This is a genomic window from Streptomyces scopuliridis (genome assembly GCF_042790125.1).
Classification (GTDB): Bacteria; Actinomycetota; Actinomycetes; order Streptomycetales; family Streptomycetaceae; genus Streptomyces; species Streptomyces scopuliridis_A.
Genome location: NZ_JBHTZS010000009.1, coordinates 189,627 through 203,713 on the forward strand (window position 1 = coordinate 189,627; position 14,087 = coordinate 203,713).

12 protein-coding genes are annotated in these 14,087 nt (G+C 70.3%); 9 read left to right on the top strand and 3 right to left on the bottom strand.

Translation table 11 applies throughout. The features are described from left to right. The first annotated feature begins 181 nt into the window (after positions 1-181). Positions 182-1,147 (top strand): DUF5926 family protein, encoded by a 966-nt coding sequence (locus ACFRKB_RS16860; protein WP_383106581.1) that lies wholly within the window; start codon positions 182-184, stop codon positions 1,145-1,147. Positions 1,148-1,351: 204 nt separating this feature from the next. Here ACFRKB_RS16860 and ACFRKB_RS16865 read toward each other — a convergent pair whose 3' ends face one another. Continuing rightward, on the bottom strand, positions 1,352-1,735 hold the full coding sequence (locus ACFRKB_RS16865) for a hypothetical protein (RefSeq protein ID WP_383106582.1): 384 nt from the start codon (positions 1,733-1,735) through the stop codon (positions 1,352-1,354). A gap of 604 nt (positions 1,736-2,339) precedes the next feature. Beyond that, positions 2,340-3,023 (bottom strand): bifunctional DNA primase/polymerase, encoded by a 684-nt coding sequence (locus ACFRKB_RS16870; protein WP_383106583.1) that lies wholly within the window; start codon positions 3,021-3,023, stop codon positions 2,340-2,342. 627 nt (positions 3,024-3,650) lie between these two features. On the opposite strand from ACFRKB_RS16870, the gene ACFRKB_RS16875 reads away from it, so the two are divergent. Both ACFRKB_RS16875 and ACFRKB_RS16880 read left to right on the top strand, forming a co-directional pair. Further along, positions 3,651-5,171: a PP2C family protein-serine/threonine phosphatase gene (locus tag ACFRKB_RS16875; protein ID WP_383106585.1), complete on the top strand. Its 1,521-nt coding sequence runs from the start codon at positions 3,651-3,653 to the stop codon at positions 5,169-5,171. Between the two features lie 95 nt (positions 5,172-5,266). After that, entirely contained in the window at positions 5,267-6,745 is a 1,479-nt protein-coding gene (locus ACFRKB_RS16880) for an aminopeptidase P family protein (protein ID WP_383106586.1), read from the top strand. Positions 6,746-6,791: 46 nt separating this feature from the next. Here the strand turns inward: ACFRKB_RS16880 and ACFRKB_RS16885 are convergent, their stop codons facing one another. Continuing rightward, positions 6,792-7,253, bottom strand: coding sequence for an ATP-binding protein (locus tag ACFRKB_RS16885; protein ID WP_383106587.1), 462 nt, complete (start codon positions 7,251-7,253; stop codon positions 6,792-6,794). A 341-nt stretch (positions 7,254-7,594) separates the two neighbouring features. Between ACFRKB_RS16885 and ACFRKB_RS16890 the strand changes: the two genes are divergently transcribed. The 6 genes from ACFRKB_RS16890 (at position 7,595) to efeB (ending at position 14,019) form a co-directional block, all read left to right on the top strand. After that, positions 7,595-8,422: a hypothetical protein gene (locus ACFRKB_RS16890; protein WP_383106589.1), complete on the top strand. Its 828-nt coding sequence runs from the start codon at positions 7,595-7,597 to the stop codon at positions 8,420-8,422. Between the two features lie 147 nt (positions 8,423-8,569). Further along, entirely contained in the window at positions 8,570-9,301 is a 732-nt protein-coding gene (locus tag ACFRKB_RS16895) for a YcnI family copper-binding membrane protein (protein WP_383106590.1), read from the top strand. A 157-nt stretch (positions 9,302-9,458) separates the two neighbouring features. Next, positions 9,459-10,139, top strand: coding sequence for an SCO family protein (locus ACFRKB_RS16900; RefSeq protein ID WP_383106591.1), 681 nt, complete (start codon positions 9,459-9,461; stop codon positions 10,137-10,139). Further along, complete coding sequence (locus ACFRKB_RS16905; RefSeq protein ID WP_383106592.1) at positions 10,136-10,663, top strand: copper chaperone PCu(A)C; 528 nt, start codon at positions 10,136-10,138, stop codon at positions 10,661-10,663. Before ACFRKB_RS16900 ends, ACFRKB_RS16905 begins: the two co-directional genes overlap by 4 nt. A 14-nt stretch (positions 10,664-10,677) precedes the next feature. Next, entirely contained in the window at positions 10,678-12,675 is a 1,998-nt protein-coding gene (locus ACFRKB_RS16910) for a copper resistance protein CopC (RefSeq protein WP_383106594.1), read from the top strand. Positions 12,676-12,759: 84 nt separating this feature from the next. Next, complete coding sequence (gene efeB, locus ACFRKB_RS16915; RefSeq protein ID WP_383106705.1) at positions 12,760-14,019, top strand: iron uptake transporter deferrochelatase/peroxidase subunit; 1,260 nt, start codon at positions 12,760-12,762, stop codon at positions 14,017-14,019. Positions 14,020-14,087 lie beyond the last annotated feature (68 nt).

Consider the following 14,087-nt stretch of genomic DNA (forward strand, 5'->3'; position numbering starts at 1 on the left):
GGCCCGGCTCAGGGGCCAACTGCGAGCTGACGGGAGGACCGCGGAGAGCGGTTTCGTCAACTCTTCGCCTCTCCGATCCTCCGTCTCGCCCGTTCGCGCGACGGCAGCGCGCCCCCGGCAATCCCCGTACGGCTAGGCTCGCGCCGACACCGCATCGCCGCTACCGGGAGAAAGCCACACCATGGCCAAGAAGCGCCCCCAGACGAAGGCCGCGAAGGCTCAGCTCAAGGACGGACCGGTTCCGGTAGTGGGGGCCCGTGAGCCCTGCCCGTGCGGTTCGGGCCGTCGCTACAAGGCCTGCCACGGCCGGGCCGCCGCACACGCCGTGACCGAGCTGGTCCAGCGCCCCTTCGAGGGCCTCGCCGGTGAGTGCGACTGGGTCGCGCTGCGCGAGCTGGTGCCCGCCGCGACCGCCGAGCTGACCCTGAAGGACGGACTGCCCGAGGGAGTTCCGTCCGTGACGCTCGCGACGGTCCTGCCGATGGCCTGGCCGGCGCTGCGCCGCGACGACGGCTCCGTACTGCTCGCGCTCCAGAACGACACCTCGTCCGGTGATCTGAGCCGCGATCTCGCCGACACGCTCCGGCGTGCGCTGACCGCGGAGCCCGGCAACCCGGTGGCCGCCCAGCGCGTGCCCGCCGACGGCCCGCGCCTCCAGGACCTGCTCGACCCCGACGCCGCCTTCACGCCGGTCGTCCACTCCGGATTCGAGTTCTGGGTGCCGGACGCGCAGAACGCCTCGGCGGAGGTGACCGCCTCACTGGAGCGCGCCAACGCCGCCGCCATCCCCACCGCGCTGCTCTCGGGTACGGACGCCGCGTACTGGTGCGAGACACCGGAGAAGAACCACCTCCGCTGGGTCATGCCGTACCCCGAGGAGAAGCTGCTCGACGCGCTCGCCCGGCTGCACGCCGCGGGCACATCAAGCCTTGGTGAGGGCACCCGGCTGGTCGGCTCCTTCCGGGCGCACGGGCTGACGGTGCCGGTGTGGGACCTGCCGAGCTCGATGGGCGCGGAGGAGTGCGAGAAGCCCGCGGCGGAGTTCGCCGAGCGGCTCACCGCGGCGCTCGCCGTCGACGCGCCGCTGACCGGGGACGAACGCCGGGCGCGCGGCGGGCTCACCAACCGCCAGGTGACGCTGAGCTGACAGCCCCAACGGAGTGTGACGCGTTCCACTGAAGTCGGTGACACCTGTCACAACTTGCTCTACCGGCAGGTAATTCATTGTCCGAATACACCGGATCGAATTTGCTAACCGCCGATCTCTTGTTACCGTTCTAGAAGCCCGGTCGCTGGTGCATCCCCCGTCGCCAGCGACCGGGCGTCTGCGTTCTCGGACGCCCCCGGCGTGTCAACGAGCCGCCGGGGCCGGGGAGTTGCTCCCTGATCTCAGCAGCAACGGCTCGATCTCCGCATCGTTCCCCGCAATCTCCCCACCGTTCCCACTGCTCCTGCCGTTCCCCTCGTTCCCGCCGCCCCCGCCGCTCCCTCCGTTCGCACTGTTCGCGGACGCGGAGAACTCCGCCACCGCCATGTACGCGGTGTGTTCGCCCCGGGACGGCTCGCGCGGTGTCTCGCAGATCGCCGGTTCGTCACCGGCCTCGATCGGGCACCGGGTCTGTACGGTCCGCCCGTACGGCCCCATCAGACTCAGCACGGCGAGCAGTTCGTCGCCCGTCCTATTGCGGTAGTACGTACGCGCCCACGTATCGGGCCTGTCCCGCGCCGTGGTCAAGATGCAGGTCTGCGCTTCGATCCCCTCAGGGGAGGCGACTTCCGGCCCGCATCGCTCGCTCGTACGTGCCACGGGGTCCGTATCACGCGTACCGGCCGTCACAGCGTTCCTCGTGCCCCGAGCGCTCCCCGTGTCCCCCACGCCCCCAGCCGTCCCGGAGCCATCAATTCCGGACACGGTCGAGAGTCCCGTCTTCGCATCCGCAAGGAGCCCGGCCGCGCCACCTCTCGCTTCCACGTCGGACTGTGGGCCGTCCACGGGGCCGGCGGAGGCGGCGAGCGGCAGCAGCGCGGTGAACACCACAACGGCCGCGAGCCCGATCATGCGGAGATTCATGGTGGGGCCCACCTGTCACTGCCGGGGGAATTGCTGACGGTGGGCCGAAGATATCGACGGAATGAGGCGTCCACGGACCCCGCGCGCCCAATTCCCCCGCAACTCGGCCCTACTCGCACCCGTACGAGTGACAGAGCGTAAACGCGCCCCGGTCCGTGTGACACCGGACCGGGGCGCGGAAAGCCGTCAACAACACCGGCCGGCCGGCACCGGAACACCGGACGCCGCCGGGCAGGCGGGACTTTGAAGACAGGCCTAGGCCGTCAGGTCAGTACGCGAGCCTGCTGCCGCCGTCCGGCGCGCTCGTACTCGCCTCGACGAGCGCGTCCACGACCGCCTCCACGTCCGGCAGCCAGGGCGCCGCCGAACCCTCCAGAGGCGCCCGCTCCCAGCGCACCTGTCCACCGGCCGCCTCGGACGGTGGCAGCACCAGATAGCCGCCCTCGCCGTGGAACCGCAGCGAACTGGGCACCCAGTCCTTGCTGTAGAGCAGCTCACCGAGTTGTTCGAGGCTGTACGGGGCCACCAGCAGCGACCAGCGCGTCGGGGTCGCGACAACCGGCCCCAGCCGCATGCCCATCCGGTCCAGCTCCACCAGCGCACGCGCGCCAGCGACGGCGGGCAGGCTCACCGCGCACGGGGCGCTGCCGCCGGTGGCCAGCACGATCGGGGCCATGGGGCGGTTGCCCCACCACCAGCGCACCATCCGCTCGTCGGTGGTCGCGGCGAGCAGCCCCGGATCGAAGGGGTGCGCGCCGGGCACGACGCATTCGAGGTCGGGGCAGGCGCAGCCGTGGCCGCGCGTCCCGCGTCCGCCGGCCGACTTGAGTCCGGCGCCCGGCAGTACGGGCCATCTCCACGCGGTGGCGCAGGTGAGCGCCGCGTCGAGCTGCGCCGCCCTCCCCTTGCGCCGGAACCGGAGCCTGCGTCGCCTTCCGAGGATCTCGCGCATGAGCGCTCGTTCCTTTCCGTTGAACGCCGAGGTCCACATGACACTGACACCATGTGTGTGCATCACTTCACCGTGCGTACATTTCGACGCGTGGCCGCCCCCTGCCCGAGGCATGGACAGACCTTCGCGGTCCGTGGTGCGTCGCACCGTCCCTGAACCGAACTCGGACTGTCTTCATTAAACGCGTGGCGAGGGGTGGCGTGCGCATGGCGCTTACTGTCCCGCTGCCGTACCGCTGTACTTTTCCCGCCACTCCGGGGGATGGGCGCGGGCTACGGCGGTTAAGACGCCCAAGCCCGTCGGCAGGTTCCGAGGCGGTCCCAACTGCCCCTGTCCGTCACCGTTTACGTACCCATCACGTTCGGAATGACGCTCCACCCGGGTCGTACTCGAACTCAGCCCTGAAGGACTCCCAGTTGAGCGCCCTCAGTCGACCGCAAAACCACATCACCACGGTCATTTTTTGGCCAAGTTCACCGTCTCACAGACACCCATCGTTCCTCTAGGACAATGCTGGACATCACATCAGCTGTACGTGTAGATGTGGATCTATTGATAGCTGCGCAGAATGACATGGGGGTTTGCAATGCTATTGAGTGAAATGCACCGTCTCGGAAGGCGGCTGCTATGAGCGCTCCGCACATGCCGAAAGTGGCTGGAATCGACTCCACGGTCCCTGCCCCCACGCAAACTGCTTCGCCCCTCGACGCCCTTCCGGCCGCGCCGGGCGCACTGATCCAGGACCGGCTGGCGGGCTGGGTCTCCGATCTCACGACCCTCCATGAACTCACCGAATGCCTGGCCAGGACCCGTTCCCTGGACGGCGCGCTCCATGAACTGCTGCGCGCCGGCGCCGCCCTGGTCGGCGCGCGGCGGGGTCTGGTCCTCTTCGAACCGGCCGACGGTCTGGGTCCCGTCACCACGCTCGGGCTCGGACTCAGCCACGCCGATCTCGGCCATCTGGAGACCGTGCCGCGCCACGCCACCTCGTACGGCAGACTCCTCGGCGGTCCCGACGGACCAGACGGTCCCAACGGACCAGACGGGCCAGCCGAAGCGGTGGCTGTCCCCGATCTGCTCGCCGAGACGGATGGCGGTACAGCGGGTGCGGGGACGGGTGCGGGTGAGGGGACGGCGACGGAGACGGACCCGCGCCAGCGCGAGGTGGCGGCGCGGCTCGGCCTGGGCGCCAGTTACGCCGTACCGCTGCTGGCCGGTGGCGCCGGGAGCGATCCCCGTACGGCACCTCCGGGCGAGCCCCCTCAGCCCGCTCAGTCCCCTCAGCGCGCAAAGCTCGGTGCCGCCGTCTGGTTGTACGACAACCCCGGCGAGCCGACGGAACGCCAGCGCCATCTGATCGGTCTCTACGTCCGTTACGCCGGCGAACACCTCGCCCGTCTGCTGGAGCTGGAACGGGCCCGCGCCCACGTGACCACCCTCACCCATGAGCTGCTGCCCGGCCGGCTGCCCCGGATGCCGGGCGTACGACTCGCCGCGCGCCACCGCACCACGGCGGGCGGCGGGGGCGACTGGTACGACGCGCTGCCGCTCCCCGAAGGCGCCCTCAGCCTCGCCGTCGGCTCGGTCAGCGGCTGCGGGCCCAGCGCGCTGGCCGCGACGGGACGCCTGCGCGCCGCTCTGCGGGCGTACGCCGTGATGGAGGGCGAGGACCCCATCGCCGTCCTGTCCGATCTGGAGCTGCTGCTGCGGCTGACCGAGCCCGCGCGTACGGCCACCGCGCTCTTCGCGTACGCCGAACCCGCCCGGCGCACGCTCGTACTGGCCGGAGCCGGACACGCGCCCCCGCTGGTCGTCGGGGACCGGCGCACCGAGTTCGTCGAGACGTCGTTGTCCGCGCCGCTCGGGATGCTGTCCTGCTGGCAGGCGCCGAGCGTGGAACTGGTGACCGAGCCCGGAGAAACGGTGCTGCTCTATACGGACGGGCTGCTGCGCCGTACGGGCGAGCCCATGGACCGGGCCTTCGCCCGGCTGCACTCGGCCGCCGCGAGTGTCCCCGCGACCGCCAGGGACGATCCGGGAGCGGTCGCCGATCACGTACTGCGGGCCCTGCCGCCCGCCGAAACCGCGACGCCCGGCCTCGCGGAACCGGCCGAGGACTTCGTACTCCTCGCCGCCCGCTTTGAGTGATCATGACAGATTCCTCACAGCGAACCCGGGCTCTTCTGCGCTCACACATACGATGGAAAAGATGGTCCAGATCCGTAGTCGTATGAGGAGTAGACGTGGCTGAGGAGCTCACACCGGAGACCCCGGAGCCGGAGACCCCTGAAACAGCAGAAGCCATCAAGCCGAGGAAGAACGGTCTGTACCCGGGCGTGTCCGATGAGCTCGCAGAGAACATGAAGTCGGGCTGGGCCGACACCGAACTGCACGGCCTGGAGCCGATCGCGCAGGCCTCCGAGACCGCCGCCCGGCGCGCCGCGCTCTCCGCGCGCTTCCCCGGCGAGCGCCTGGTGATCCCCGCGGGCAACCTCAAGACCCGCTCCAACGACACCGAGTACGCCTTCCGCGCCTCCACCGAGTACACGTACCTCACCGGCGACCAGACGCAGGACGGCGTCCTCGTACTGGAGCCGAAGGCCGGCCAGGACGGGCACGACGCGACTGTCTATCTGCTGCCGCGCTCCAACCGCGAGAACGGCGAGTTCTGGCTCGACGGCCAGGGCGAGCTGTGGGTCGGCCGCCGGCAATCCCTCACCGAGGCCGAGCAGTTGCTCGGTATCCCCGCCAAGGACGTACGGGAACTGCCCGCCGCCCTCAAGGACGCCACGGGCCCCGTCCGTAACGTCCGGGGACACGACGCCGGTATCGAGGCCGCGCTGACCGACAAGGTCACCGCCGAGCGCGACGAGGAGCTGCGCGTCCACCTCTCCGAGGCACGCGCCGTGAAGGACGCGTTTGAGATCGGAGAGCTGCAGAAGGCCGTGGACTCCACCGTCCGGGGCTTCGAGGACGTCGTGAAGATCCTCGACAAGGCCGAGGCCACCAGCGAGCGCTATATCGAGGGCACGTTCTTCCTGCGTGCCCGCGTCGAGGGCAACGACATCGGCTACGGCTCGATCTGCGCGGCGGGACCGCACGCCACCACCCTGCACTGGGTACGCAACGACGGTGACGTACGCCCCGGCGATCTGCTGCTGCTCGACGCCGGTGTGGAGACCCACACCCTCTACACCGCGGACGTCACGCGCACGCTGCCGATCAACGGCCGCTACAGCGAGCTCCAGCGGAAGATCTACGACGCGGTGTACGAGTCCCAGGAGGCCGGCATCGCGGCGGTGAAGCCCGGCGCGAAGTACCGCGACTTCCACGACGCCTCGCAGCGGGTCCTCGCCGAGAAGCTCGTCGAGTGGGGGCTGCTGGAGGGGCCGGTCGAGAAGGTCCTGGAGCTGGGCCTCCAGCGCCGCTGGACCCTGCACGGCACCGGCCACATGCTCGGCCTGGACGTCCACGACTGCGCTGCCGCGCGCCGGGAGGCGTACGCGGACGGGACGCTGGAGCCGGGGATGTGCCTCACCGTGGAGCCGGGGCTCTACTTCCAGGCCGACGATCTGACCGTGCCCGAGGAGTACCGCGGCATCGGCGTCCGGATCGAGGACGACATCCTCGTCACGGAGGACGGGAACCGGAACCTGTCGGCCGCGCTGCCGCGCCGGTCCGACGAGGTCGAGGCCTGGATGGCGGCGCTCAAGCAGGCCTGAGCCCGGTCCCGGTCCGGCTTCCGTGGAGGGCGTCTTGGCTCTGGGCTCACATGGCTCTGAGCAGGGCGCCCTCGCGCCATTTCAGGATCTTGTCGAAGCTGACCACCGCGCCGTGCCCCGGCCGGTTCCCGAACTGCACATGATCGGCGAGCTGCTCGATCAGCCCCAGGCCCCTGCCGTTCTCGGCCGTGAGCGCGGGTGCGGGGGCGGGGGCCGTACGCTGCACCACCCGCCGGGCGGGAAAGCCGGGGCCCGAGTCGGCCACTTCGATACGGCATCTCTCCCCGTCGAGATACGCGGTCACCCGGTACGCCCCGGGGGGCTCGCCGGACCCTTCGTCCCCGCCGTGCTCAACGGCGTTCGCACAGGCTTCGCTGAGCGCGACCGACAGGTCGAAGGAGATGTCCGGGTCGACACCCGCGGTGTCCATGGCTCCGAGCAGAAGGCGGCGGGCGAGCGGAACACTCGCGGCTTCGCGCCGCAAGTGGAGAGACCACCAGATGCTCATGCTCCAGCCTCCAGGCTGCGGCTCGACATACCGGCGCTCGACATATCGAGGCTCGACATACCGATACGTATTGCCCCGCGTCTCCGGTCGTAAGCACGAGGGTGACGTGATAACCCTCATTCGGCGGACGCGTCCACGGGGCACCGCGGTGTATGGAAACCGAGCGCCCCGGTGTCCGGAACAGGGAGGGAACGAGGGAGGGAACGGGGGATGGGTAGGGGACGGACAGAGGGCCGGGACGGGTCGGTGATGCCGCGGGGAGGGGGAAGAGTTCGGGCAGAGGGTGACCTTCCGGACCTGCCCTACGGCGCCCGGGGCCGCAGTGCGATGATGACCCGGCCATGTCCAGACCCGTCCGTACGTACGCCGGAGCCGCGCCGCGGCTGCTGAGGGCCGCGGTGTTCACCGCGGTCTGTGTCGTGCTGTCGGCGACGGGACATGTACTGGCCGCCTGTGCGCCGGTCCCCTGGTGGACCCTGCTCCTCGGCTTCCTGGGAGTGTTCGCGGTCACCGCCCCGCTCGCCGGACGCGCGCGTTCGACCGGCTCCATCGTCATCGCCCTGATGGGTGGTCAGCTCGGTCTGCACACCCTGTTCGGCATCGGCCAGCAGCACCCCAAGGTGCCGGTGGGCACGGACGACGCACTGATCAGAATGGCCGCGAAGCTGGTCTGCGGACCGGGACCCGCCTCACTCAGCGCGGTCGACGCACAGCGGATCGTCGCCAACGCGGGGATCAGCCCGGTGGGTTCGACGACGGGCACCCATCAGCACATGGCGTCCGCGTTCGGCCCCGCGGCCTCGACCGCCGCGTCGGCCACCGCCGCCGGCGAGGGGCTGCTGCCCTCCCTCCCCATGGTGCTCGGGCATCTGCTCGCCGCCCTCGCGACGGGCTGGCTGCTGCGCCGCGGGGATCTCGCGCTTCTCCGGCTCACCCAACTGTCCACGCAGGGCATCGGTGAAGTCACCGACAGTGCGGCGCTGCGTGCACTGCGCGCCGCTCTCGCCCTCGTACGCGCCCTGCGCGCCGGGCTGCCCGGCGTACCCGCGCCGCGGCCACGCGCCCGCCGGAACGGCTCGTACCGCACTCCCCCGCCACCGGCCGGTGAGACGCTCCAGCACACGGTGATCAGACGCGGCCCTCCGGCCGTATTCGCTCTCGCAGCCTGACGCGACACCCCTCCGCGCTTCCGCGCGCCGATGGACATCGGACACGGACCGGGGTGAGGTCGCGCTGCCGTCGCGCACCGCCGCCGCGGCATCCCCGTCCGATCACCTCTCTGTCTTCACTTTTTCTTTCGCACCGTGGAGTGTTCTGTGTTCTCAGGAAAGAACGTCACCCGCGTCTCCGTCGCCGGCGGTATCGCCGCGACCGCCCTTCTGCTGGTGGCCGGCACCGCCTCCGCGCATGTGAGCGTGCAGCCGCAGGGCGAGGCCGCCAAGGGCGGTTACGCGACGATCAACTTCAAGGTCCCCAACGAGCGCGACAACGCCTCCACCACCAAGGTCGAGGTGAGCTTCCCGGCCGACCACCCGCTGGCGTCCGTGCTTCCGCAGCCCGTGCCCGGCTGGAAGATCGACGTCGCCAAGACCAAGCTCGCCAAGCCGCTGGAGATGCACGGCAACACCATCACCGAGGCCGTGTCCAAGGTCACCTGGACCGGGGAAGGCGGCAAGATCGGTCCGGGCCAGTTCCAGCAGTTCCCCCTCTCCGTCGGACAACTCCCCGAGGACGCCGACCAGCTGGTGTTCAAGGCGATCCAGACGTACGACAACAAGGAAGTCGTCCGCTGGATCGAGGAGCCCAGGGAGGGCGGGACGGAGCCTCTGAGCCCGGCGCCCGTGCTGAAGCTCACGGCGGCCACCGAGGACGAGCATGGCGCCGCGGACGGGAAGCACACCGCCGGAGCCGACGCGAAGGCCGAGTCGGCCTCGGCCTCCGCCGACACCAGTGACACGACCGCCCGTGCCCTCGGCCTCATCGGCATCCTCGTCGGCATCGCCGGCGTGACCTTCGCCGTGCTGGCCGGCCGGCGCCGTACGGCCTGACGCTCCCCCTCACGCGCTACGGCCCCGCACGCCGAGGCCCCCGCGCACCACGGCACTACCCACCACGTACCCGAGGCGCCCGGGACACGCGGGCCGGGAAGCACACCCCCCGGCCCGCGTGTCCGGTGCCCGTACCCCACGACCAGGAAATACCCCCATGCGCACGAACACAGTGACCTCACGCAAGAAGACAGTGGCTTCCGCCGCCGCCCTCGTCGCGGCCCTGGCACTCACCCTGACCGCCTGCGGCGGTGGTGGCGACGACTCCGCGAAGCCCGTCGCCGATGTCTCCGCCCAGCCGAAGACCCAGGCCGCGACCGTGCTCGACACGCCGTTCAAGAAGCCGAACCTTGTCCTGAAGGACACCAAGGGGGAGTCGTACGACTTCCGCGAGGCGACCAAGGGCAAGCCGACGCTCATCTACTTCGGCTACACCAACTGCCCCGACGTCTGCCCGACAACGATCAGCAATATCGCCATCGCCCGTAAGTCGCTGCCCAAGGCCGACCAGGACAAGCTCCAGGTCGTCTTCGTCACCACCGACCCGGAGCGGGACACCTCCGACGAACTCCGCAAGTGGCTGGCCAGCGCGGGCGATCCGTCCTTCGTCGGGCTCACCGGCGACTTCCCCACCATCCAGGCGGGCGCGCGTCAGCTCGGCATCGGCATCGACGCACCCAAGAAGGAGAAGGACGGCACCGTCGTCTCGATGCACGGCGCGCAGGTCATCGCGTTCTCACCGAAGACCGACGGCGGGTATGTCCTCTATGGCGAGGACGCCTCCTCGGACGACTACGCCAAGGACCTGCCGAAGCTCATCAAGGGTGAGACCCCGTGAACCGCCGCGTGAGCCGCCGCGGCCCTCTCGCTCTCGCCATCGGTCTGACCGCCGTGCTGGCGCTGGCGGGCTGCTCCTCGGCATCATCCGCTTCCTCCTCTTCCTCGTCCACTTCCGGCTCTTCGTCCAACTCATCCGCCAACCCCGCGGACAACGCACCTCAGTTGAAGGTCAGCGGGGGCTATATGCCGCGCCCCGTCGGCGATCTCGCGGCGGGCTTCCTCGTCGTCACCAACAGCGGTGGCGTCGCCGACAAGCTCACGTCGGTCACCAGCGACATCTCCGACGACATCACGATCCACCGCACCGAGAACCAGAAAATGCGGAAGGTGAACTCCTTCGACATCCCGGCCGGCGGCGAACTGAACCTCGCGCGTGGTGGCAACCACATCATGTTCATGGGGCTCAAACAGCAGCCGGAGCAGGGCCAGAAGATCGGCATTGAACTGCACTTCGAGAAGGCCGACCCCATCAAGGTCGAGCTTCCCGTGAAGGAGATCAACTACAACCCGGCCCAGCGATGAGGGACTGACACACCATGACAGCCACCGCCCCGCGCTTCGGATCCGCACCGCTGGTGCGGCTACTGCTCGTCACCACGGTGCTTCTCGGCACCGTCTTCACCGTGCTCTCCGGCACGGCGTCGGCGCATGCCGCACTGACCGGGAGCACTCCCGAGGACGGGGCGGTGGTCGCCACCGCTCCCAAGGACATCAGCCTCACCTTCTCCGAACAGGTCGCCATGGGCGACAACTCGATCCGTGTGCTCGATCCGAGCAGCAGGCGCGCCGACACCGGGAAGATCCGCGACCTGAGCAGCGGCAACACCGTCGCCTATGGCATCGGCCTCCACGCGGGGCTGCCCGACGGCACCTACACCGTGGCCTGGCAGGCCGTTTCCGCCGACAGCCACCCCATCTCCGGCGCCTTCACCTTCTCCATCGGAGCGCCTTCGAAGACCACGGCCACCGTGCCCGCCGAGGAAGCCGGCGGGGGACTCGTCGGCGTCCTCTACGACATCGCGCGCTACGTCTCGTACGCCGGTTTCATCCTCCTCGTCGGCGGCGCGGCCTTCGTGCTCGGCTGCTGGCCGCGCGGCGCGTCCGTTCGTCCCCTGCAACGGCTCGTCGTACAGGGCTGGCTCACCCTCACCGCCGCCACGCTCGTCCTGCTGCTCCTGCGCAGCCCGTACACCGGTTCGGGTGAACTGGGCGACGCCTTCGACCTCGGCGGACTCCGGGACGTCCTGGCCACCAAGACCGGAGCGGCACTCGTCTCCCGGCTGCTGCTGCTCGGCGCCGCCGCCCTGTTCGTCGCCGTGCTCTTCGGCGCGTACGCCAAGCGGGAGACGCACCGGGATGAGGAGGAGAGCGAGGAGGAGAGGAAGGAGAGGAAGGACCTCACCTTCGGACTCGCCATTGGCGGCACGGTCGTCGCGGCCGGGATCGCCGGAACGTGGGCGCTCGCCGAGCACGCCTCGACCGGGATCCAGCCCGGTCTCGCCATGCCGGTGGACGTCCTGCATCTGCTGGCGGTGGCGACCTGGCTCGGCGGGCTCACGGCGCTGCTCGTCGCCCTCTACCGGGCACCCTCCCTGGAGAACGCGGCGGTGCGGCGCTTCTCGCGCATCGCCTTCATCAGCGTCGTGGTACTCGCCGTGACCGGGCTCTACCAGTCCTGGCGTCAGGTCGGATCGTGGTCGGCGCTCTGGGGCACGTCATATGGGCAGCTCCTTCTGGTCAAGGTCGGGCTCGTCGCTGTGCTGGTCGGGATCGCTTGGTTCTCGCGGCGGTGGACGGGACGGCTGGGGCAGCGGGCTGAGGAGGAGACGGAGGCCAAGGCAGAGACAGAGAAAGAGGCAGAGACGAAGACGGTGGCCGAGGCCGAGGCCGCGACAGGATCGGAGACTGGGAGTGGGGCCGATACCGCCGCGGCGACGACCGTCGTTGGTGACAGTGAGAGAGCTACCCAGCTCGCACGGCAGAAAGCGGCACTGGCGACTGCTCGCCAGAAGCGGATCCGCGACGCCGATCCGGGACGAATCGGACTGCGCCGTTCCGTACTGGCCGAAGCCGGCGTCGCCGTGGTGCTCCTCGCCGTCACGACCGTACTGACCTCCACCGAGCCGGGCCGTACCGCCGAGCAGGAAGCCGGCGCGACCGGTGGCACGGCCGCCACCGCACCCGCGGCCGAGGGCCCCATCGCCCTCACGCTGCCCTTCGACACCGGCGGCGAGAACGGCAAGGGGACCGTACGGCTCAGCCTCGACCCCGGCCGCTCCGGCGCCAACGCGATGCACATCTACGTCGACGGCCCGGACGGACAGCCGCTGGACGTGCCCGAAGTGAAGGCCGCCTTCACCCTCACGGCCCAGCAGATCGGTCCGCTGCCGATCACCCCCGAGCACCTCGCGCCAGGACACTGGAGCGCGGACGCCGTGCAGATCCCGATGCCGGGCGACTGGCAGCTCCAGCTGACCATTCGTACCTCCGACATCGACCAGACGACCGTCGACAAGAACGTGAAGATCGGCTGACCCATCGTGAGCGAGACGACCCGGCAGGACCACGACAACCTCGACGGCCACGGCGACGGAGGCGGGCACGCCCCGCCCGCAGGTATCTCCAGGCGGCGGCTGCTCGGCACCGCGGGCGCCGCCGGCGCCACCGGGCTCGCGCTCGGAGCGGCGGGCGGAGCCGGCGCGTACGCGGCGAGCCGCCCCGCGCCCGCGACCGCGCTGACCAGCGTCGGCACGGACTCGGTCCCCTTCCACGGCGCGCACCAGCCCGGCATCACCACCCCCCTGCACGCCCGTGGCCATCTGATCGCCTTCGACCTGGCCCCGGGCGCGGGACGGAAGGAAGCCGCCGCGCTGCTGCGCCGCTGGTCGGCCACGGCACGGACACTGATGGCCGGTGAACCGGCCGGGGGCGGCGCGTCAGGAGGGGCGGGAACGGACGGCGGCCACGACACCGGTATCGCCCTGGACGCGGGGCCTTCCTCCCTCACCGTGACCTTCGGATTCGGCCGTACCTTCTTCGACCGTACGGGCCTGGCCGCCCGGCGCCCGGCCGCCCTGGATCCGCTGCCCGCCTTCTCCTCCGACCATCTCGACGCCGGACGCAGCAACGGCGACCTCTGGATCCAGATCGGCTCCAACGACGCGCTCGTCGCCTTCCACGCCCTGCGGGCGCTCCAGAAGGACGCGGGCGCGGCGGCCCGGGTGCGCTGGCAGATGAACGGCTTCAACCGCACTCCCGGCGCCACCCCCCACCCCATGACCAGCCGGAATCTGATGGGCCAGATAGACGGCACCGGCAACCCCAAGCCATCGGAGCCGGACTTCGACCGGCGGATCTTCGTCCCGGCGACGCCGGCGGCCGGCACCCCGTCCTGGATGGCGGGCGGCTCCTACGCGGTCGTACGGCGTATCCGCATGCTCCTGGACGACTGGGAGAAACTCGCGCTCACCAAACAGGAGCAGGTCATCGGCCGGCGCAAGTCCGATGGCGCCCCGCTCACGGGCGGTACGGAGACGACCGATCCGGACCTGGACCGGATGGGACCGGACGGCAAGCCCGTCATCCCCGGCAACGCGCACGCCCGGATCTCGACGCCGGAGGCCAACGGCGGGGCCGCGATGCTGCGCCGTCCCTTCTCGTTCCACGACGGGATCGGGCCGGACGGAACGCCGGACGCGGGGCTGCTCTTCGTCTGCTGGCAGGCCGATCCGCTCAAGGGGTTCGTACCCGTACAGCGCAAGCTCGACCGGGGGGACGCGCTCTCGGCGTTCATCCGGCACGAGGCGAGCGGTCTCTTCGCGGTGCCCGGGGGCGCGCGGGAGGGGGAGTACGTGGGTCAGCGGCTCCTGGAGTCCTGAGTCCGCACGCCCCCCACCTCGGGGTTTACGAGGCAGGATCCATGAGACCCGTCGGCCTACTAGGGTGA